Raw genomic sequence first — 19,729 nt, 5'->3', positions numbered from 1 at the left:
GCACGCCGTCGGTAGGCTGGTGCTCATGCCGTCCGCGCCCCGCCGTCCCCCCTCGCGTGGGGGTGCGCGCGCCGCGTCGGCGATCCCGCAGATCTCCTGGCGGTCGCCGCAGCCCGCTCCCGTCGTTCTCGTGTCGGGACCGGAGGACGTCTGCGCAGAGCGCGCGACCGCCGGCATCCGCGAGTTCCTGCGCGCGGAGGACGCGAGCTTGGAGGTCTCCGACCTGCGGGCCGATGACTACGCCTCGGGAAGCCTTCTGACGCTCACGTCTCCGTCACTGTTCGGCGAGCCGAGGCTCGTGCGCGTCGGAGGCGTGGAGAAGTGCTCCGACGCCTTCCTGACGGAGGCCCTCGCCTACATCGAGGCTCCGCAGGACGGCGCCACCGTCGTTCTCCGCCACACGGGTTCGAGCGTGCGCGGCAAGAAGCTGCTCGACGCCATCCGCTCCGGCATCGGAGGCGGCATCGAGATCGCCTGCCCAGCGGTCAAGCGCGATTCCGACCGCTTCGACTTTGCGGCCGGCGAGTTCCAGGCCGCGCGCAAGAAGATCGCTCCGGTCGCCCTCCGTGCCCTCGTCGGCGCCTTCTCGGACGACCTCACCGAACTCGCGGCGGCCTGCCAGCAGCTCATCTCCGATGTGCCGGGCGACATCACCGAGCAGGTCGTCGAGCGGTACTACGGCGGCCGTGTGGAGACCTCGGCCTTCACCGTCGCCGATACCGCCATCGCCGGCCGCTACGGCGACGCCCTCGTCGCCCTTCGCCATGCCCTGGCCAGCGGAGCGGATCCCGTGCCGCTGGTCGCGGCGATCGCCTCGAAGCTGCGCACGATGGCCCGCGTCGCCGGCATCCGCGAGTCGTCCGCGTCGCTCGCGGCTCGACTCGGCATGAAGGACTGGCAGGTCGACCGCGCCCGGCGTGACCTGACCGGGTGGAACGAGGCCAGCCTCGGCCTGGCGATCCAGGCGGCGGCGCGAGCGGATGCCGAGGTCAAGGGCGCCTCGCGCGATCCCGTGTTCGCCGTGGAGCGACTCATCACGATCATCGCCACCCGGGCTCCCTACGGCGCCTGAGGCCGCACCGACGACGAAGGCCCGCCGCCGCAGATGCGGGGACGGGCCTTCATCGATGTGGATGCGGCTCAGAGAGCGGCGACCTGCTTCGCGATCGACGACTTGCGGTTCGCGGCCTGGTTCTCGTGGATGACGCCCTTGCTCACGGCCTTGTCGAGCTTCTTGGACGCCTTCGCGAGCGCCTTCTCCGCGGCAGCCTTGTCACCGGCGGCGATGGCCTCGCGGGTGCGACGCACCTCGGTCTTCAGCTCGCTCTTGACGGCCTTGTTGCGCTCGCGCGCCTTCTCGTTGGTCTTGTTGCGCTTGATCTGCGACTTGATGTTCGCCACGTTCGACGGCTCTTTCGTTCGGTTTTCGATGGATGTGCCGGGGTAGCGGTAGAGGGACGCCTCCGGCGGCGTGCGGGGTGGGACCCACACGCAAGCCAATCACCGAGTCTATCAGGTCACCGCGCGCCGCCCCCGCAATGCGCCCGTTGCCGCACGGCATGCGGCATGATCGGATCGATCGGGCTCCGTTCCCGCTCGCCCCGTCCCCTCGACGACGCGCACCGACGAAGGAGTCGCCGTGACCGCAGCAACCCCGGGCCCGCACACCTCGGCGACGACGAGGCGCGCCGGGGCCGCATGGTTCACGTTCTTCACGCTCGCGTGGCTGGCGATCTGGACGGCCCAGCTGACGCCGCTGCAGCTGCTCATCCCCCTGCAGCTGAACACCCCCGGCGACGCGGACCGATGGATCTCGGGCGTCGTGTCGTCGGGACTGGTGCTGGCCGCGGGCGGCCTGGCGGGTGTCATCGCCGGCCCGCTCGCCGGCGGCATGAGCGATCGCACCCGCGGCGCCTTCGGCAGGCGTCGCCCGTGGGCACTCGGGGGAGTGCTGCTGGGTTCCGGTTCGCTTCTGGCCCTCGCCTTCGCCACGGATGCGTGGGGTGTGGCCGTCTCGTGGATCGGTGTGTCCGTCGGCGTCGCCGTGGCCTCCGCCGCCTTCACGGCGATGATCGCCGACCAGCTCACCGACCAGCGCGGTACCGCCTCCGCCGCGATCTCGTCGTCGCAGGCCCTCGGCATCGTCGTGGGCGTCGGGGTGATCGTCCTTCTCGGTCTCGGGGTGATCGCGGGCTACCTCGTGCTCGGCAGCATTCTGCTGGTCGCCGGTGGCCTCGGCGCGCTGATGCTGCCCGACCCGCCCGCACCGGCGGCCTCCGACACCGCGCGCACGCGTCTGAGCGCCGCGGAGCGTTTCGCCGTCTTCAGGGACAGAGATTTCGCCTGGATGCTGTGGGGGCGGCTCGTGGTCAACATCGGCAACGCGCTCGGCACGGGGCTTCTGTTGTTCTTCCTTCTCTACGGACTGCACCGCGATCCGACGGGCGCCCAGGACGAACTGCTCCTGCTCATCGTCGTCTACACCGTCTTCGTCGTCGTGGCATCCATCGTGGCGGGGGCGGTCTCGGATCGCACCGGACGCCGACGCGGCCTGACGGCCGCCGCTGCGCTCGTGCAGGGCGGTGCCGCCGTGTTGCTGGCGGCGTTCCCCTCGTTCGAGCTCGCCCTGGTCGCGGCCGCGCTGCTGGGCGTCGGGTACGGCGCATACATGGCCGTCGGACTCGCGCTCGGCACCGACCTCCTGCCGTTTCCGGAGGACAGCGCCCGCGACTTGGGCTTCGTCACCGTCGCGGCGAGCCTGGGGCAGTTGCTCGGGCCGCTGGTCGGCGCCGGACTGGTCGCCGCCGTCGGGGGATTCTGGCTGCTGTTCCTGGGCAGCGCCGTGCTGTCGGTGGTCGGCGGACTCATGACCCTGATGGTGCGGGCGGAGCCGCGGCATCCATCGTCGCCAGCGCCACGTCGATCACGGCGTTGAAGACTCGTGGGCGCATCGCGGTGACCAGGTGCGAGGTCCGTGGCACCACGATGAGCTCCGCACCTGGGACGCGCGAGGTGAACAGCCGCTCGTTGATGCGCAATTGGTCGAACTGCCCGTTCACGAACCATGTCGGTATCCGAATGCGACCGAGCGCGCCGAGCAGATCGAGCACCGACAGGCTGCGCAGCGCCGTGTCCTGCGCGTCGTACGCGTAGCCACCGGCACCGAAGTCGGCGCGCGTCTCGGCGGGCAGTGTGCGATCGAGCACCCACTCCGCGATCGGGGCACCACGACCGGGAAGCCGATCGAACCCGCGGGCGAGCGAGCGGTAGGTCTGCAGCGCCACGCCGCGCGGGATGGCGGTGCAGGATGCCGCGATGAAGGCGTCGACCGGCGGGCGGTCCGCACCGCCGACGTACTCGATGGACACGAGACCACCCATCGAATGGCCGACGAGCAGCACGCGACCTCGTTCAGCGGCGTCGCGCACGGCCCGGTCGATCGTCCCGAATGCCCCCTCGAGCGTGAACTGCTCGGCCATCCGCGCACCGTGGCCCGGGAGGTCGAGCGCGACCGCGTCGATACCGCGGCGCCGCAGATGTTCGACCTGGGCACGCCACATCGTCGCCGAGGTACGGATGCCGTGCACCATCACCACCGTCGTCGCCACACCCGCCAGCTTACGGAGCGACGGCACCGCCGGGGCCGAGCACGGCACAGGCCCCGGACACCCGCCGAAGCGGGGCCGGGGCCTGTGGGGGAGCGGACGGCCGAGGCAGCCGCCCGCTGCGTCAGCCGATGGTCACACGGCGGCGGCGCGTCATCGCCAGCAGAAGCCCGGCGACAAGCAGGAGCGCGCCCCCGAAGGCGAGCCCCCACGGAAGCTCCGCACCGGTGGTGGCCAGTGTGCCCTCACCGACGACCTGCAACGGCAGGTTCAGGACCACCCGGCCGTCGGCACCCAACACGATGAGGTGGTGGGTTCCGAGCGGCAGCGACTGCGGAACGTTCACCGTGAAGGTGACGCGACCGTTCGCATCGGCGGCGGGGATGCCCGTGATCACGATCGGGTCGCTGTTCAGCGTGGCCACGACCTGCTCGAAGGCGCCGAGGCCCGTCAGGGTCACGGTGAACGAAGACCCGCGCTCGATCCGCCCGTCCGCAGACAGGCCCGTGCTCGACGCACCCACCGTCACCCCGCCGGTTGCCGGCAGCGTGCTCGTCGGAGAGGGCGACGGCGCGCCGGTCGGCGACGCGCTCGGCGTTGCCGTCGGAGTCGCGGTCGGAGTCGGCGACGGGGTGGTGTCGCTGACCAGGACGGCGCGCCCCACCGACGACGGGGCGATCGGCTTGATCGCCTTCGCGTACGCAAGGGTTGCGTCGAGGTCGACCTGACCGGTGTCGGTGCGGTTCGTCCCCTGGGCGAACGGCGTGAAGCCGTCTCCGCCGTTGGCGAGGAACGAGTTCGTCACCACCGTGAAGGTGTCGGCGTCGGTGATCTTCTTTCCGTCCAGCGACATCGACACGATGTGTCCCGACCGCGAGGCCGTCTGACCGGCGGGCGGCGCATCCTCGGTGTACTCGTAGGTGAACCCCTTCGAGACACCCAGGTGCAGCTTGGGACGGTCGCCCGTCGCCTGCCACTGGCGCGTCAGGATGTCCTTCAGCTGGGCACCCGTGAGCGTCACCGTGACGAGCGTGTTGGCGAAGGGCTGCACGTCGGCGAGCTGCTTGTAGGTGACGGTGCCGTCACCCGTGTATCGCAGGTCGGCGCGCAAACCGCCCGGGTTCATCAGCGCGATCTGCGCCTTCGTGCCCGCGTAGGCCGGGTTGGTGCTGGTGGCCCAGAGATAGATGTCGGCGACGGTGTTGCCCATGGTCGACTCGACTCCACGGTCCGACCCGCTCGTGCCGCCACGCAGGATGTTGGCCGTGATGGCACCGACCGGCTGGGCGCCGATCGTGTTCGCCTGGTCCGTGAAGCCGGCGACCATCGAGGCGACCGCCGCGTCGGCCGGGTAGGCCTTGGCGAGCGTCTGCGTGGATCCGGTCGCCGACACCAGCTCGTGAGCGTCGGTGTCGTACGTCAGCGAGAGCTGGCCGAGCGCCTTGCCGTACTCGGACGCCTGGATGACGGGACGCAGCTTCCCACTGGAGCCCACCTGCACGTTGCACGCGTAGGTCTGGTGGGTGTGGGCCGACACGATGGCGTCGATGTGGGCCGACGCTCCGCGGATGAGGGTGCCGAACTCCGACGGGTCGGTGGCGACCGCATCGCACTGGTTCGACACCGACGACCCGGAGTGCGTGAGCAGCACGGTCACATCGGCGAGGTCGCCTGCGGCGATCTTGTCGGCGACGCGGTTGGCCGCTTCGAGCTGGTCGCCGAAGTCGATGTCCTTGATGCCCTGCGGATCGACCATGCGTGCCGTGTCGGTGGTGACGGTGCCGATGAAGGCGACGCGCACGCCGTCGAGTGTCTTCACGGTGTACTCCGGCAGCGCCGGCGTCTTCGTGCCCTTCTGGTAGACGTTGGCACCGAGCGCGTAGGGCGAGCCCGCCGCGACCTGCTCCGGCGTCACGTTCGACGGGTCGGTGTTGCCACCGAAGCGCGGAAGCACCCGGTTCTTCAGGTCGGCGAAGCCGCGGTCGAACTCGTGGTTGCCCACCGCCGACACCTCCAGACCGGATGCCTTCAGGGCATCGATGGTCGGGGTGTCCTGCTGGATCAGCGACGTGAACGTCGAGGCCCCGATGTTGTCGCCGGCCGAGACCAGGAGCGTGTTCGGGTTCTGCGCCTTCTTGGCCGCGACGGCGCCGGCGAGGACGGCAGCGCCCGCTTCACCCTGCGATCCGGCCTCGATACGACCGTGGAAGTCATTGATCGTCAGGATGTCGATCGTCGTCGGTGCGCTCTTACGGGCCGACAGACCGACCTTCAGCGGATCGTGGTCGCTCGAGCGGTACGGGCCGTCCTGCCAGAACAGCGTGCCGTGGTTGTTGTAGCGGCTGTACTCCAGCGCCACCGACTCCCCGGAGTTGATGTTCCAGACGTCGCCGCCCGTGACGCGCTTCCAGGCCGCGGCGTTCAGCAGCACGTGGTCGAGCGAGCCGGAGAGGCCGTCGAACGAGTACGTGGAACGCCCCACCTTCAGCGCCGACTCGGCATCCGTGTACCCCGCGTCGTAGAGGACCTTCAGCGGGTCCTCCTGGGTGTAGGAGTTGAAGTCGCCGACGAGCACCGCCGCTTCTCCGTTCGCGGTGAGGGAAGAGACCCAGTCGCGCAGCGCGCTCGCCTGCGCGATCCGGGCCGGGTTCCACGCCCCCTGTCCGTCCTTCTGGTCGGCCTGCGCGCCGCTGGCGCCGCTGGAACCCTTGGACTTGAAGTGGTTCACGACGAAGAGGAACGGCTCGCCGCCACCGGCGGGCGCGAACTTCTGCGCGATCGGCTCGCGCGCGTTGTCGAAGGCCTGTCCGGATCCCGACTGCGTCCCGAGCGCCAGAGCCTCACCGACGGGTGCGACGCGGGCCGGCTGGTAGATGATCGCGTTGCGGATGACGTCCTGCTCGGATGCATCGGGCAGCTGCGCGGATGCCGGGACGTACGCCCATTTCTCACTTCCGGCAGCGGCGTTCAGCGCCGCGACCAGGGTCGCGACAGCCTTGTCGGGCGTCGACGGCGTCGACTTCGCCGAGTTCTCGATCTCCATGAGCCCGACCACCGAGGCGTCCAGTGTGTTGATCGCCGAGACGATCTTCGACTGCTGACGCGCGAGGTCTGCGGCACCCCAGGCTCCGCGGAGGTCGCAGCCTCCCCGGACGTTCGTGCCGACGCCGGCACGGTCGGTGTACGGCTGGCAGGCCGCATCGGACGAGCCGAGCGTCGTGAAGTAGTTCAGCACGTTGAACGAGCCCACGCTCAGGTCGCCGCCGACGGGGGCAGGAGCTGCGGTACGCGGGTTGGTGAAGCTCGCCTGACCCTGCGTCTTGCCGTCGCCGGAGAGGAAGGTCACCGGGTTCAGCTTCCACGCGTTGTTGCGGTAGTCGAGCACAAACGAGCCGCTCAGGGACGCGGTGGCGCCGACGACGACCGGCTTGTCGAGCGAGACGTACGCCGGCGTCAGGTCTCCGTTCAGGAGCGCACCGGCGCCGTTGTTGGCGCGCGCGGCATAGTCGAGCGAACCGCCGTCGTCGAGGACGACGCCGCGGGCTAGGTTGTCCGCCGCGGCCGCGGCGGCCCCGGCGCTGCCGGGGCGGGCGACGTCCGTCGGCTGACGGAGCACTCCGGCACCGGCGGCGAGACCCACCTCGCCGTAGCGGTTCGTGTTGTTGGTGTTGGTCACCGTGAAGGTGCCGGTGACGCTCACGAGCATCGACTCGAGGCTCTCGCGCTGCGCGATCGAGGCCGGCCACGTCGTGAGCACGACGGGCTTCGGGGCCGCAGCCGCGTCGATCTTGCGAGCCGCGCCCGTGTCGACCGCGAGCTGGGTGAGGCCGTTGAACTCGGACGCCTTGCCGGTGACGCGGACAGTGTCTCCGAGCGCGACCTCGTTGGCGACGGCCGGGGTCTTCGCGTAGACGAAGATGGCGTCGGATGCCGTGTGGGCGCTCAGATCGATCGCGCCGCCGGTCCCGGGCGTCTGGATGACGTAGCCGTTGTAGCCGCCGGTCGCATACTGAGCGGTGACGACGCCTTCGGTCGTGACGGTCTGGCCGTTCAGCGGGGTGCTGTCGCCGGAGCCTTGGATCGCCGCGATCGGTGTGATCGTCTCGGTCCCGGGGGTTCCCGTCGAGGTCGGCTGCGGCGTCGGGGTGGACGTCGTCGTGGGCTCGGGAGAGGGAGACGCGGTGCCGGTCGGCGCGGGCGTCGGCTCCGTGCCCGCACCGGAGTTCTGCGGAGTGGGGGCGCCCACGGCGAAGTCCGCGCTGTTGACGGCGGTGTTGGTGTGCGACGCGTCGCGCGAGATGCTCGTCGGGTTCTCGGTGCCGCGAGCGGGCGAGCCGGCCGCGGGGGTCGCGGACGAGCCCCAGGCCACGTAGTCGACGACGTCGGCATCGCTCGGTCCGGTCACGATGGCCGCACTCGAGACCAGGGCCACCTTGCCGGTCGTCCCGCTCAGCGCGAGCGAGCCGACGGCATCCGGTGTCGGAAGGGGCGTCGTCCCGCCTTGCCCCTTCGCCTCCTGGACGAGGAAGGTGCGTCCGGCGGGGATGGTGCCGCTCAGCGCCTGCGCCGAGAACTTCTTGTCGCCGCCTGCTGCGGCGTACTGCAGCGTCCAGCCGTCGAGGCTGACCGGCGCCGACGAGACGTTCACGAGCTCGACGAAGTCGTGGGTGTAGGTGGCGCCGGAGTTGCCGCCCCCGCCGTACACCTCGTTGATCAGCACGGCGGCGTTCGGCGAGACGGCCGCCTGAGCCGGAATGGTCGCGAATCCCGCGCCGCTGAGGGCGAGGGCTCCGGCGGTGATGGTGGCGACGATCGCGCGCCTGTTCCGCCTCTCGGCGGTGGGACGCGTGGCGTCCCGTGTCGGATCTGACACGTGTTCTCCCTGGTTTCGCATGCAACAGCGGACAGCCGCATACACGGCGGTCCTCTTCGGTGATTGAGTGCCGATGATGAGGTGGCTGTGAGACGAAAAGGTTGCACCGAAGTGAACGCCGCACGACATCCGGTCCCATCGAACGTGAGATCGAGCTTCCGTGGCGCGGATCGCGGCGGCAAGAGAAAGGGCGGTTAACTCTTTCTCATCCGGCGCAGCCCTGGCGCGTCGCGTGAGGGAGAGGCTAAAGTCCCGCGCGCGGTCGCGCGGGGCCCGCCCTGCGGACGCCGGTAGACTGCACGGGACATGTCACCCCGCGCCCTGAAGCCTCTCGAGCCGTCTGCGACCCCTCCAGAGCTGATCCGCAATTTCTGCATCATCGCCCACATCGACCACGGCAAGTCCACGCTGGCCGACCGCATGCTGCAGATCACCGGTGTGGTCTCGGACCGCGACATGCGTGCGCAGTACCTCGATCGCATGGACATCGAGCGCGAGCGCGGCATCACCATCAAGTCGCAGGCCGTCCGCATGCCCTGGGCCACCGCCGAGGGCACCTTCGCACTGAACATGATCGACACACCCGGCCACGTGGACTTCACATACGAGGTCTCGCGCTCGCTCGCCGCCTGCGAAGGCGCCATCCTCCTGGTCGACGCCGCGCAGGGAATCGAAGCGCAGACCCTTGCGAACCTCTACCTGGCGCTGGAGAACGACCTCCAGATCATCCCGGTTCTCAACAAGATCGATCTGCCCGCCGCCGATCCCGAGAAGTACGCCGCAGAGCTTGCGAACCTCATCGGCGGCGACCCCGCCGACGTGCTGCGGGTGTCGGGCAAGACGGGCATGGGGGTGGAGGAGCTGCTCGATCGCATCGTCGAGCGCATCCCCGCCCCGGTCGGGGACGCCGCGGCCCCGGCGCGCGCCATGATCTTCGACTCGGTCTACGATGCCTACCGCGGCGTGGTGACGTACGTCCGCATGGTCGACGGCAAGCTCGAGCCGCGCGAGCGCATTCAGATGATGTCCACGCGCGCGACGCACGACCTGCTCGAGATCGGTGTCTCCAGCCCCGAGCCGGTTCCGACCCGGGGCCTCGGCGTCGGCGAAGTGGGCTACCTGATCACCGGCGTGAAGGACGTGCGCCAGTCGAAGGTCGGCGACACGATCACCAACCACCGCAAGCCCGCGAGCGAAGCCCTGGCCGGCTACACCGACCCCAAGCCGATGGTGTTCAGCGGGATCTACCCGATCGACGGCAGCGACTACGCCGACCTGCGTGAGGCGCTGGACAAGTTGAAGCTGTCGGACGCCTCGCTGCAGTACGAGCCGGAGACCTCCGTCGCCCTGGGCTTCGGATTCCGCTGCGGGTTCCTGGGCCTGCTGCACCTGGAGATCATCACGGAGCGCCTGTCGCGCGAGTTCGGCCTCGACCTCATCACCACGGCACCCTCGGTGACGTACGAGGTCACGACCGACACGGGCGAGTCGGTCACGGTCACCAACCCGAGCGAGTACCCCGACGGGCGCGTCGCGAGTGTCTCCGAGCCGGTCGTCAAGGTCGGCATCCTGTTGCCCAAGGATTACGTGGGCACGGTGATGGAGCTCTGCCAGCAGCGCCGCGGAACGCTCCTCGGCATGGAATACCTCAGTGAGGACCGGGTCGAGCTGCGCTACAACATGCCGCTCGGCGAGATCGTCTTCGACTTCTTCGATCAACTGAAGTCCAAGACACAGGGCTACGCGAGCCTCGATTACGAGCCCGCCGGATCCCAGGAGGCCGATCTGGTCAAGGTCGACATCCTGCTGCAGGGTGAGAAGGTCGACGCGTTCAGCTCGATCGTCCACCGCGAGAAGGCGTACGCGTACGGCACTCTGATGACCGAACGCCTCCGCAAGCTCATTCCGCGCCAGCAGTTCGAGGTGCCCATCCAGGCCGCCATCGGCGCACGCATCATCGCGCGCGAGAACATCCGAGCCATCCGCAAGGACGTTCTCGCCAAGTGCTACGGCGGCGACATCACCCGTAAGCGCAAGCTGCTGGAGAAGCAGAAGGAGGGCAAGAAGCGCATGAAGATGGTCGGTCGTGTCGAGGTGCCCCAGGAAGCCTTCATCGCCGCGCTCTCCGGCGACGTCGAGGGCAAGGACAAGAAGTAGGCAGGACGCCCCGGTTAGGCTGGACATCATGCGTCGCGGAAGCTTTCAGGACGACACGGTCGACTATGCCGCCGTCGGCGCCACGCAGGCGCACGACCTCATGAGCTATCCGCCCGAGAACAGCGTTCCGGCGGAGGACTCCTGGCTGCTCGGCAGCGGGCAGGCGCGCTTCGAGTCATCGGCCGACGCGCTGCTGTCGTGGACCGCGCTACGCGGTGCGGGCCTGGCGATCTCGGACGTGCGTCCGGCTGCCGGCCCGATGTACACGGGAGTCGGCTACGACGTCGACGGCAATCCGACGGTGGCGAGCCGCATGGAGGCCGATCAGCGCTTCGACGCCGACGGCACTCCGTACGTGGCAGCGGGAACGACCGTGCGGGTGCGGGGACACGTCAAGGGCATGAACGCGGACGGTGAGCTGCGAGTCATCTACGCGATCGAAGAGCCGCGACGCGTGGGCTTTGCTCTCGGAACCGTCGGGGACTCCGTCGTCAGCGGCGAGGAGTCGTTCGTCGTGACCTGGGCGGACAACGACGAAGTCCGGTTCACGGTGCGCGCTTTCGATCGTCCCGTCGCCACGTTCTACCGCATCGTTCCGGCTCTGGTGAAGCGTCGCCGGCGCGAGCTCTTCCGCGGGTACCTGCGCGCCCTCTCACCGCTGTACACGACGCCCGCCTGATGGGCTCCGCCCTTCCTCTCGGCGACCCCGCTCCGCTCGACGGCGCGCTGCCGTCCGACATCGTGATCGACCCCGTCCGTGATTTCGGCGTCTACGTGCACGTGCCCTTCTGCCGCGTGCGCTGCGGCTACTGCGACTTCAACACCTACACGGCGACAGAGCTGCGCGGCGCTCGCCAGGACGCGTACGCCGACGAGGTTCTCCGCGAGATCGAGCTGTCACGAGGCGTGTTGTCGCAGCGAGGTCCTCTGCGCGCGGCATCCACCGTGTTCTTCGGTGGCGGCACACCGACCCTGCTGCCGGCGGGGCATCTGGCCCGGATGCTCGACGGCATTCGCACCGCCTTCGCACTCACGACCGACGCCGAGGTCACCGTCGAGGCCAACCCCGATACCGTGACCGTCGCGATGGCTCACGAGCTCGCCGAGGCCGGCGTGACCCGCATGTCGATCGGCATGCAGTCGGCCGTGCCGCATGTGCTCGCCGCCCTCGACCGCACCCACGATCCCGCCGCTGTGCAGACGGCCGTCCACGCGGCGCGCGCGGCGGGCCTCGATGTGAGCGTCGATCTGATCTACGGTGCACCGGGGGAGTCGCTGGACGACTGGCGGCGTTCGATCGAGGAAGCCGTGGCGCTGCGACCGGATCACATCTCCGCGTACGCGCTCATCATCGAGGAAGGCACCAAGCTCGAGCGCCAGATCCGCCGCGGCGAGCTCGCCGCACCGGATGACGACCTCCAGGCCGACATGTACGAGCTGGCCGACGCGACGTTCGACGCGAACGGATTCGGCTGGTACGAGGTGTCGAACTGGGCGACGGACGCCGCCCACCGCTCTCGCCACAACCTCGCATACTGGCGCGGCACGGATTGGTGGGGGTACGGGCCCGGAGCACACAGTCATGTCGACGGACTGCGATGGTGGAACGTCAAGCATCCCGCGGCATACGCACAGCGCCTCGCCGCCGGCACCTCCCCTGCGGCGGCCCGTGAGCGCCCGGATGCCGCGGCACGGCGACTCGAGGACGTGCTGCTGCGCTCGCGCATCGCTGAGGGCATCGCGGTGTCCGAGCTGACCGGCGAGGGCCGCCACGCGGTGGCTGCGCTCATCGCCGACGGGCTCATCGAGGGGTCATCCGCCGTGCGCGGGCGCGTCGTCCTCACTCGCCGTGGCCGTCTGCTGGCGGATGCCGTGGTGCGCGCCCTCACCGCCTGAGCACACGATCGCGGTAATATTGGCACTCGATCACCCTGAGTGCCAATAAGGAGGAGCGATGGTCTCGGAACGCGGCCTGCAGGTCCTCCGTGCGATCGTGCAGGACTACGTCGACACGCACGAGCCCGTCGGCAGCAAGGCGATCGTCGAACGGCACCAGTTCGGCGTGTCCGCCGCGACCATCCGCAACGACATGGCGCTCCTGGAGGACGAGGAGCTCATCGCAGCGCCGCACACCTCCTCCGGACGCGTGCCCACCGACAAGGGCTACCGCGTGTTCGTCGACCATCTCGCCGAACTGCGCCCGCTGTCGACGGCGCAGCGTTCGGCGATCTCGTCGTTCCTCACCGACCCGGGCGACCTCGACGAACTCTTGATGCGCACCGTGCGCGCCCTCACACAGCTCACCGGCCAGGTCGCCATCGTGCAGTACCCGTCATTCGCCCGCGCGAACGTCACTCACGTCGAGTTCGTGCACCTGGGCGGAGCACGCGTCGTCGTCATCGTCGTCACCGACACCGGCCGGGTCTCCCAGCGCGTGGCCTTCCTCGCCGAGGAACTCACCGAAGAGGCCGCCCAGCAGGTCAAGACGGCGATCTCGCGGCTGGTCACGGGCAAGCCCGTCGCGGAGGCTGCGGCCGCGATCGTCGAACTCTCGGCGTCAGCCCCCGACGGCACCCGCATCGATGCCGCGCTGCGCACCGTCGCGCGGATCGTCGGCGAGGAACTGGAGGACTTCCGCCAGGACCGGCTCGTGATGGCCGGGAGCGCGACACTCGCGCGGCGCGAGAGCGACTTCCGCGGGAGCATCTACCCGCTGCTGGAGGCCATCGAGGAGCAGGTCACCCTGCTGCGTCTGATGGGCGAGATGGTCGCCGACGAGCAGGGACTCGCGGTGAGCATCGGCCGGGAGAACGAGCCCTTCGGGCTCACGGAGGCCTCCGTCCTGACGAGCGAGTACGACGCGACAGGTGCACGCGCGCGCGTCGGCCTCCTCGGCCCCACCCGAATGGACTACCCCACCAACCTCGCGGCGGTCCGCGCCGTCGCGCACTATCTGAGCCGACTGCTCGACGAGGACGACACGTCCCGCTGAGCGCTCCGCTCCCGAACACCGACCCGCGCCCGCAGGGGCAGGAAAGGCGATTGTGGCCGACCACTACGAAGTCCTGGGTGTATCCCGCGATGCGAGCCCCGACGAGATCAAGAAGGCGTACCGGCGTCTCGCGCGCGAACTGCACCCCGATGTCAACCCGGGAGCGGAGGCGTCCGAGCGCTTCAAGCTCGTGACCCACGCGTACGACGTCCTCAGCGACCCGGAGCAGCGCCAGCGCTACGACATGGGGGGCGACAGCTCGCCTTTCGGTGGAGGCGGCGCGGGGTTCGGCGGCTTCGGCGACATCTTCGAGACCTTCTTCGGCGGCGGGGGAACGCGCGCCGGCCGGCCGCGCTCGCGCCGTGAGCGCGGCCAGGATGCACTGGTGCGGGTGACGCTCGATCTCGGCGACGTCGTGTTCGGGACCCACCGTGACATCGAGGTCGATACGGCGGTGCTGTGCGAGACGTGCCAGGGATCGTGCTGCCAGCCGGGGACGCAACCGGCGACCTGCGACATCTGCCACGGATCCGGTCAGGTGCAGCGCACCGTGCGCAGCCTGCTCGGCAACGTCGTCACCTCGCAGCCCTGCACCACCTGCCAGGGCTACGGCACCACGATCCCGTACCCGTGCGCGAGCTGCCAGGGCCAGGGCCGCGTCCGTGCGCGGCGGACGGTCTCGGTCGACATCCCCGGGGGCGTCGAGACCGGACTCCGCCTGCAGCTGCCGGGCTCCGGCGAGGTCGGTCCCGCAGGCGGTCCGAACGGTGATCTCTACCTCGAGGTCACCGTCGCCACCCACGAGGTCTTCAGCCGGGAGGGCGATGACCTGCTCGCCACCCTCGAAGTGTCGATGCCCGACGCGATCCTCGGCACGCACACCACGATCTCCTCGCTCGACGGTGACGTCGACCTCGAGGTGCGCTCCGGAGTGCAGTCCGGCGACGTCCTGACGATCAAGGGCCGCGGCATCACGCCCCTGCGCGGCGGCACCCGCGGCGACCTTCGGGTCGGTGTGCAGGTCGTCACCCCCACGAAGCTCGACGCCAAGGAGCGCGCCCTCATCGAGGACTTCGCCAAGCGGACGAAGGCCCCGGCTCCCCGCCTGGCGCAGTTCCACCAGGGCATGTTCTCGAAGCTGCGCGACCGGTTCCGCGGCTGAGATGGCTCTGCACTTCCTCGTCGACGAGCCGTCGCCGGACGGGCCGGCCGTCGCCGACGCCGCCTGGGGCGACGAGATCATCATCGCCGGCGCCGAGGCTCATCATGCGGCGGTCGTGCGTCGCGTCCGTGTCGGTGAGGAGGTGACGGTCGGCGACGGTGCGGGCGTCTGGCTCACGGGCGTCGTCGCGGCATCCGCACCCAAACGCGTCGCGGTGACGGTGACCGAGCGCACCGTTGCCGCACCGCCCAGCCCGCGCCTCGTGCTCGCCCAAGCCCTCGCGAAGGGCGACCGCGACGAGCTCGCCGTGCAGGCGGCGACCGAGCTCGGCGTCGACGAGATCGTGCCGTGGCAGGGCGCGCGCAGCGTATCGCGCTGGAGCGACGACAAGGCGGTCAAGGGCGTCGCACGCTGGCAGAGCATCGTCCGCGAAGCCGCCAAGCAGGCGCACCGCCCCTGGGTTCCCCGCGTGGCGGCGCCGGTATCCGTCGCCGGGCTCGCCGCACGTGCCGCGCGGGCGCGCGTGCTCGTCCTCGAGCCCAGCGCCGCCACAGCCTTGAGCGCGGTTTCGGTGGCCGACAGCGCGGAGATCGTTCTCGTCGTCGGCCCCGAAGGCGGCATCGCTCCCGACGAACTCGAGGCGCTCGCGGATGCCGGAGCCATCGCCGTCCGCCTCGGCGACACCGTGCTGCGCACCTCCACGGCGGGACCGGCTGCCCTTGCCGTGGTCAACGCCCGCCTCGGCCGCTGGTGACGGGCGCTGACTACACTCGGAGTATGAGCGAACCGTCCATCTTCACGCGCATCCTGGAGGGCGAGATCCCGGCCGAGGTCCTCGCCGAGACCGAGAACGTGTTCGCGATCCGCGACATCGCACCACAGGCACCGGTGCACCTGCTGGTGATCCCCAAGAGCGCTGCCTACCGCAACGTCGTCGAGCTCGCCGCATCCGACCCGGCTCTCATGAGCGAGATGGTGGGGCTGGCGAATACGCTCGCAGCCGAACACGCGGACGGCGACTTCCGCCTCGTGTTCAACACCGGTCCGGCCGCCGGCCAGACCGTGTTCCACGTCCACGCGCACGTGCTCGCCGGAGGACTGGACGAGGGGAGCCTCGGTGGCTGATTCCACCGACGACGCGAACGCGTCCGCCCCCGCCGTCGACCGCCTTTTCGCGGACGGAGTGGCGATGGTCCAGCTGCTCGGACCCCAGGACCGGCTGCTGCGCGTCGTGGAGCGCGAACACCCCGACGTGCAGGTGCACGTGCGCGGCAACGAGATCACCCTGACCGGCCTCGCCGCCTCCGTCGCCCGCGCCCGCGCACTCGTGGACGAGCTGATCGCCATGGCCCGCGCAGGTCAGGGCCTCGAGCCCTCCGACGTGCAGACCTCGAACCGCATCCTCCGCGCCGATACCGGCGAACGCCCGTCAGAGGTGCTGGGCGAGGCGATCCTCAGCTCGCGCGGGCGCACGATCCGCCCGAAGACACTCGGTCAGAAGCGGTATGTCGACGCGATCGACGAGAACACGATCGTCTTCGGCATCGGTCCTGCCGGAACCGGAAAGACCTACCTCGCGATGGCGAAGGCCGTTCAGGCCCTGCAGCGCAAGGAAGTCGACCGCATCATCCTGACCCGACCGGCGGTGGAGGCGGGGGAGCGCCTGGGCTTCCTGCCCGGTACCCTGACCGACAAGATCGACCCGTATCTGCGGCCGCTCTACGACGCGCTCAACGAGATGATGGACCCCGAGATCGTCCCCAAGCTCATGGCATCGGGCACGATCGAGGTCGCTCCGCTCGCGTACATGCGCGGGCGGACGCTCAACAACTCGTTCGTCGTCCTCGACGAGGCCCAGAACACGACGCCCGAGCAGATGAAGATGTTCCTCACACGTCTGGGCTTCGGCACCCACATGGTCGTGACCGGTGACATCACTCAGGTCGACCTGCCGCAGGGAGCCTCGGGGCTGCGGCTGGTCACCCGCGTGCTGAAGGACATCGACGACATCCACTTCGCGATGCTGACGAGCGAGGACGTGGTGCGCCACAGCCTCGTCGGCCGGATCGTCGACGCGTACACCGTGTACGACGAGCAACGTCTCGCCGCACGGCGAGAGCGCGACGAGGCCGCCGAGTTCGCCAACCGCGCCGAGCGCCGCAGCGCCATCCCGCGCTCCGGCGGACCGAGAGACCACCTGCCGCCCCGGGACAACCGCGGACACCAAGGCCCCCACGGAACACAGCGAGGACGCTCATGACCATCGAGATCACCAATGAGTCCGGCGTCGAGATCGACGAGACCGTGCTGCTGCGCCTGACCGAGAACAACCTCGCCGAACTGCACGTCAGTCCGGATGCCGACGTCGCGATCCTCCTCGTCGACGAGGGCGCGATGGAAGCACTGCACGTGCAGTGGATGGACGAACCGGGCCCCACCGATGTGCTCAGCTTCCCCATGGACGAGTTGCGACCCGGAACGCAGGAACAGCCCACGCCGCCGGGCCTGTTGGGCGACATCGTGCTCTGCCCCCAGGTCGCCGAGACACAGGCCCTGGCGGCCGGACACACGACGGTCGACGAGCTGATCCTGCTCACCACGCACGGACTGCTGCACCTGCTGGGCTTCGATCACGCCGAGCCCGAGGAGGAGCGCGAGATGTTCGGCCTGCAGCGCGATCTGATCGCGGCCTTCCACGCGTCGGAGCGCCGACGACGCGCATGACCGAGATCCTCCTGCTCATCGCGGCGGCCCTCCTGGTCGCGCTCGGCGGTCTGATGGCGGCGCTGGATGCGGCGCTCGGCGTCACCTCGCGCGCCGACCTCGCCGAGATGGCGACGGCAGGTCGTAGCGCCGTCGCTCTCGGCCGGATCGGCGCCGATCCCGAAGCGCACGGCAACGCCGTCGTGTTCATCAGGATCCTCGCCGAGACGACGGCGGCCGTCGTCGTGACCGTGGCCTTCACGATCGCGTTCGACAGCATCTGGTGGGCCATGCTGGCCGCTGCGGTGCTGATGACCGTGGTGTCGTTCGTCCTCGTCGGGGCGAGCCCTCGTGCCGTGGGCCGCCAGCACGCGCGCGGACTGCTGCGGGCGTGCGCCCCGCTCGTGCGCGGCGCGCGCATCGTGCTCGGCCCCCTCGCGCATCTGCTCGTCATCGTCGGCAACCGGGTGACGCCCGGCATCCATCGCGGAGCGTCGTTCGCCAGCGAGGAGCAGTTGCTGAGCATGGTCGACGAGGCCGCGTCCCAGGACCTCATCGAGGAGGACGACCGCGAGCTCATCCACTCCGTGTTCGAGTTCACCGACACGTACGTGCGCGAGGTCATGGTTCCGCGCACCGACATGGTGACGATGGATGCTGCCGCCACGACACAGCAGGCGATGCAGCTCTTCCTCGACAAGGGCGTCTCGCGCGTGCCCGTCGCCGACGGTGAGGCCGACGACATCACCGGCGTCGTCTATCTCAAAGACCTCGTGCAGTTCGCCTACCGCGACGAGACGGCATGGCGTGACGCGCCGGTCGCACAGATCGCTCGCCCCGCTGTCTTCGTGCCGGAGTCGATGAAGGCCGAGACGCTCCTGCAGCAGATGAAGCGGGATGCCGTGCACGTTTGTCTCGTCGTCGACGAATACGGCGGCGTGTCGGGACTCGTGACCCTCGAAGACCTCATCGAGGAGCTCGTCGGCGAGATCTCCGACGAGTACGACGCCCGCTCCAACGAGATCGTCGACCTCGGCGGGGGACGTTTCCGCGTGAGCGCCCGATTGGGACTCGACGAGGTCGGGGAGTTGTTCGGCCTGGAACTGGAGGACGAGGACGTCGACTCGATCGGCGGGCTGCTGGGCAAGCTGCTCGGCCGCGTGCCCCTGCCGGGCGCGACCGCGGAGTACTCCGGGCTGCGGCTGACCGGAGGCGCCTCCCGCGGGCGCGGACGAGGCCTGGCCACCGTGTTCGTCGAACCCACCGACAGCCTGCTCGCCGTCGACGCCGCCTTCGGCGACGACAACCGCACCGATCGGGAGGACTCCCACCGATGACCGCCAGCCCGCAGACCCGCTCCGGGTTCGTCACCTTCGTCGGCCGACCCAACGTCGGCAAGTCCACGCTGACGAACGCCCTGGTGGGTGAGAAGGTCGCGATCACCTCCGACAAGCCACAGACGACGCGGCGCGCGATCCGCGGCATCGTCAACCGCCCCGCCGGCCAGCTCGTCATCGTCGACACCCCCGGCATCCACAAGCCGCGCACGCTGCTCGGCCAGCGCCTGAACGACCTCGTCGAGCAGGTCCTCGGCGACGTGGACGCGATCGGCTTCCTCGTGCCGGCCACGGAGAAGGTGGGTCCGGGCGACCGGCGTATCGCGGCATCCCTCGACGGGTACCCCCGCGCGAAGAAGGTCGCCATCGTCACGAAGACCGACATCGCATCGCGCGACGAGATCACCGAACGACTGATGGAGGTCGACAGTCTGCGCGAGGACTGGGATGCCGTCATCCCCCTCTCCGCCGTCGCGAACGAGCAGCTGGACGTGCTCGCCGACGAGCTGCTGACGCTCATGCCCGAAGGACCCGCCCTCTACGAGGACGGTGTCGTCACGGATGAGTCGCTGGAGGACCGCATCGCCGAGATCATCCGCGAGGCGGCGCTGGAGGGCGTTCGAGACGAACTGCCGCACTCGATCGCCGTCACGATCGACGACATCTCCCGCCGCGACGAGGGCGAGCTGACGGACATCTACGCGAACCTCGTCGTCGAGCGCGACAGCCAGAAGGCCATCATCATCGGGCACAAGGGCTCGCGCCTCGCGTCGGTCGGCGCGCGCGCCCGCGCCCAGATCGAACCGCTCGTGGGCACCAAGGTGTTCTTGAAGCTGCACGTGCGCGTCGCCAAGGAATGGCAACGCGATCCGAAGCAACTCGGAAGGCTGGGATTCTGAC

Annotated in this window: 16 protein-coding genes; 13 read left to right on the top strand and 3 right to left on the bottom strand. The window is 69.6% G+C overall.

Features of this window, described 5'->3' with window-relative positions; translation table 11 throughout:
* Positions 1-25: 25 nt before the first annotated feature.
* Positions 26-1,072, top strand: a complete 1,047-nt coding sequence (gene holA, locus PP359_RS02410) for a DNA polymerase III subunit delta (RefSeq protein ID WP_036315495.1) — start codon at positions 26-28, stop codon at positions 1,070-1,072.
* Between the two features lie 68 nt (positions 1,073-1,140).
* On the opposite strand, the gene rpsT is transcribed toward holA, so the two are convergent.
* On the bottom strand, positions 1,141-1,401 hold the full coding sequence (gene rpsT, locus PP359_RS02405; RefSeq protein WP_036285140.1) for a 30S ribosomal protein S20: 261 nt from the start codon (positions 1,399-1,401) through the stop codon (positions 1,141-1,143).
* A gap of 238 nt (positions 1,402-1,639) precedes the next feature.
* Between rpsT and PP359_RS02400 the strand changes: the two genes are divergently transcribed.
* On the top strand, positions 1,640-2,935 hold the full coding sequence (locus PP359_RS02400) for an MFS transporter (RefSeq protein WP_294945438.1): 1,296 nt from the start codon (positions 1,640-1,642) through the stop codon (positions 2,933-2,935).
* On the opposite strand, the gene PP359_RS02395 is transcribed toward PP359_RS02400, so the two are convergent.
* Together PP359_RS02395 and PP359_RS02390 are read right to left on the bottom strand one after the other, a co-directional pair.
* A complete protein-coding gene (locus PP359_RS02395; RefSeq protein WP_135949778.1) occupies positions 2,865-3,608 on the bottom strand; it encodes an alpha/beta fold hydrolase in 744 nt (247 codons plus the stop codon). The genes PP359_RS02400 and PP359_RS02395 overlap by 71 nt on opposite strands.
* A 121-nt stretch (positions 3,609-3,729) precedes the next feature.
* The gene (locus PP359_RS02390; RefSeq protein WP_499249833.1) at positions 3,730-8,478 is read right to left on the bottom strand and encodes an ExeM/NucH family extracellular endonuclease; all 4,749 of its coding nucleotides are present in this window, start codon (positions 8,476-8,478) and stop codon (positions 3,730-3,732) included.
* A 306-nt stretch (positions 8,479-8,784) separates the two neighbouring features.
* Between PP359_RS02390 and lepA the strand changes: the two genes are divergently transcribed.
* From lepA to era, 11 genes are read left to right on the top strand one after another with little or no spacing between them, the layout of a single operon-like run.
* Entirely contained in the window at positions 8,785-10,635 is a 1,851-nt protein-coding gene (gene lepA / locus PP359_RS02385; RefSeq protein WP_112931464.1) for a translation elongation factor 4, read from the top strand.
* 28 nt (positions 10,636-10,663) lie between these two features.
* Positions 10,664-11,314, top strand: a complete 651-nt coding sequence (locus tag PP359_RS02380; RefSeq protein WP_499249832.1) for a DUF1990 domain-containing protein — start codon at positions 10,664-10,666, stop codon at positions 11,312-11,314.
* Positions 11,314-12,531, top strand: a complete 1,218-nt coding sequence (hemW, locus tag PP359_RS02375) for a radical SAM family heme chaperone HemW (RefSeq protein WP_499249831.1) — start codon at positions 11,314-11,316, stop codon at positions 12,529-12,531. The genes PP359_RS02380 and hemW overlap by 1 nt, the downstream gene beginning before the upstream one ends.
* Positions 12,532-12,589: 58 nt before the next feature.
* Entirely contained in the window at positions 12,590-13,627 is a 1,038-nt protein-coding gene (gene hrcA, locus PP359_RS02370) for a heat-inducible transcriptional repressor HrcA (protein ID WP_499249830.1), read from the top strand.
* Positions 13,628-13,679: 52 nt separating this feature from the next.
* Positions 13,680-14,789 carry a molecular chaperone DnaJ gene (gene dnaJ / locus PP359_RS02365; protein WP_499249829.1) on the top strand — a complete coding sequence of 370 codons (1,110 nt, stop codon included), beginning with the start codon at positions 13,680-13,682 and terminating at the stop codon, positions 14,787-14,789.
* A 1-nt stretch (position 14,790) separates the two neighbouring features.
* A complete protein-coding gene (locus tag PP359_RS02360; protein ID WP_499249828.1) occupies positions 14,791-15,543 on the top strand; it encodes a 16S rRNA (uracil(1498)-N(3))-methyltransferase in 753 nt (250 codons plus the stop codon).
* A gap of 23 nt (positions 15,544-15,566) precedes the next feature.
* Complete coding sequence (locus PP359_RS02355; RefSeq protein WP_499249827.1) at positions 15,567-15,914, top strand: HIT domain-containing protein; 348 nt, start codon at positions 15,567-15,569, stop codon at positions 15,912-15,914.
* Positions 15,907-17,049, top strand: a complete 1,143-nt coding sequence (locus PP359_RS02350; protein WP_499249826.1) for a PhoH family protein — start codon at positions 15,907-15,909, stop codon at positions 17,047-17,049. Before PP359_RS02355 ends, PP359_RS02350 begins: the two co-directional genes overlap by 8 nt.
* A complete protein-coding gene (gene ybeY, locus PP359_RS02345; protein ID WP_499249825.1) occupies positions 17,046-17,513 on the top strand; it encodes an rRNA maturation RNase YbeY in 468 nt (155 codons plus the stop codon). The genes PP359_RS02350 and ybeY overlap by 4 nt, the downstream gene beginning before the upstream one ends.
* Positions 17,510-18,829: a hemolysin family protein gene (locus tag PP359_RS02340; RefSeq protein WP_499249824.1), complete on the top strand. Its 1,320-nt coding sequence runs from the start codon at positions 17,510-17,512 to the stop codon at positions 18,827-18,829. Before ybeY ends, PP359_RS02340 begins: the two co-directional genes overlap by 4 nt.
* Entirely contained in the window at positions 18,826-19,728 is a 903-nt protein-coding gene (gene era / locus PP359_RS02335) for a GTPase Era (RefSeq protein ID WP_036315535.1), read from the top strand. The genes PP359_RS02340 and era overlap by 4 nt, the downstream gene beginning before the upstream one ends.
* The last annotated feature ends 1 nt before the right edge of the window (position 19,729 follow it).

Origin of the sequence: Sphingomonas sp. BLCC-B65, from assembly GCF_028550675.1 — a bacterium.
Classification (GTDB): Bacteria; Actinomycetota; Actinomycetes; order Actinomycetales; family Microbacteriaceae; genus Microbacterium.
The sequence above is the reverse complement of the archived record's forward strand: the minus strand, read 5'-3'. Positions and strand labels throughout refer to the sequence as shown.

Bases quoted from the DNA above. Each gene is read 5' to 3' on its own strand.
- holA (WP_036315495.1), top strand. From the start codon at position 26: ATGCCGTCCGCGCCCCGCCGTCCCCCCTCGCGTGGGGGTGCGCGCGCC.
- lepA (WP_112931464.1), top strand. From the start codon at position 8,785: ATGTCACCCCGCGCCCTGAAGCCTCTCGAGCCGTCTGCGACCCCTCCA.
- PP359_RS02380 (WP_499249832.1), top strand. From the start codon at position 10,664: ATGCGTCGCGGAAGCTTTCAGGACGACACGGTCGACTATGCCGCCGTC.
- hemW (WP_499249831.1), top strand. From the start codon at position 11,314: ATGGGCTCCGCCCTTCCTCTCGGCGACCCCGCTCCGCTCGACGGCGCG.
- hrcA (WP_499249830.1), top strand. From the start codon at position 12,590: ATGGTCTCGGAACGCGGCCTGCAGGTCCTCCGTGCGATCGTGCAGGAC.
- PP359_RS02360 (WP_499249828.1), top strand. From the start codon at position 14,791: ATGGCTCTGCACTTCCTCGTCGACGAGCCGTCGCCGGACGGGCCGGCC.
- PP359_RS02355 (WP_499249827.1), top strand. From the start codon at position 15,567: ATGAGCGAACCGTCCATCTTCACGCGCATCCTGGAGGGCGAGATCCCG.
- ybeY (WP_499249825.1), top strand. From the start codon at position 17,046: ATGACCATCGAGATCACCAATGAGTCCGGCGTCGAGATCGACGAGACC.
- PP359_RS02340 (WP_499249824.1), top strand. From the start codon at position 17,510: ATGACCGAGATCCTCCTGCTCATCGCGGCGGCCCTCCTGGTCGCGCTC.
- era (WP_036315535.1), top strand. From the start codon at position 18,826: ATGACCGCCAGCCCGCAGACCCGCTCCGGGTTCGTCACCTTCGTCGGC.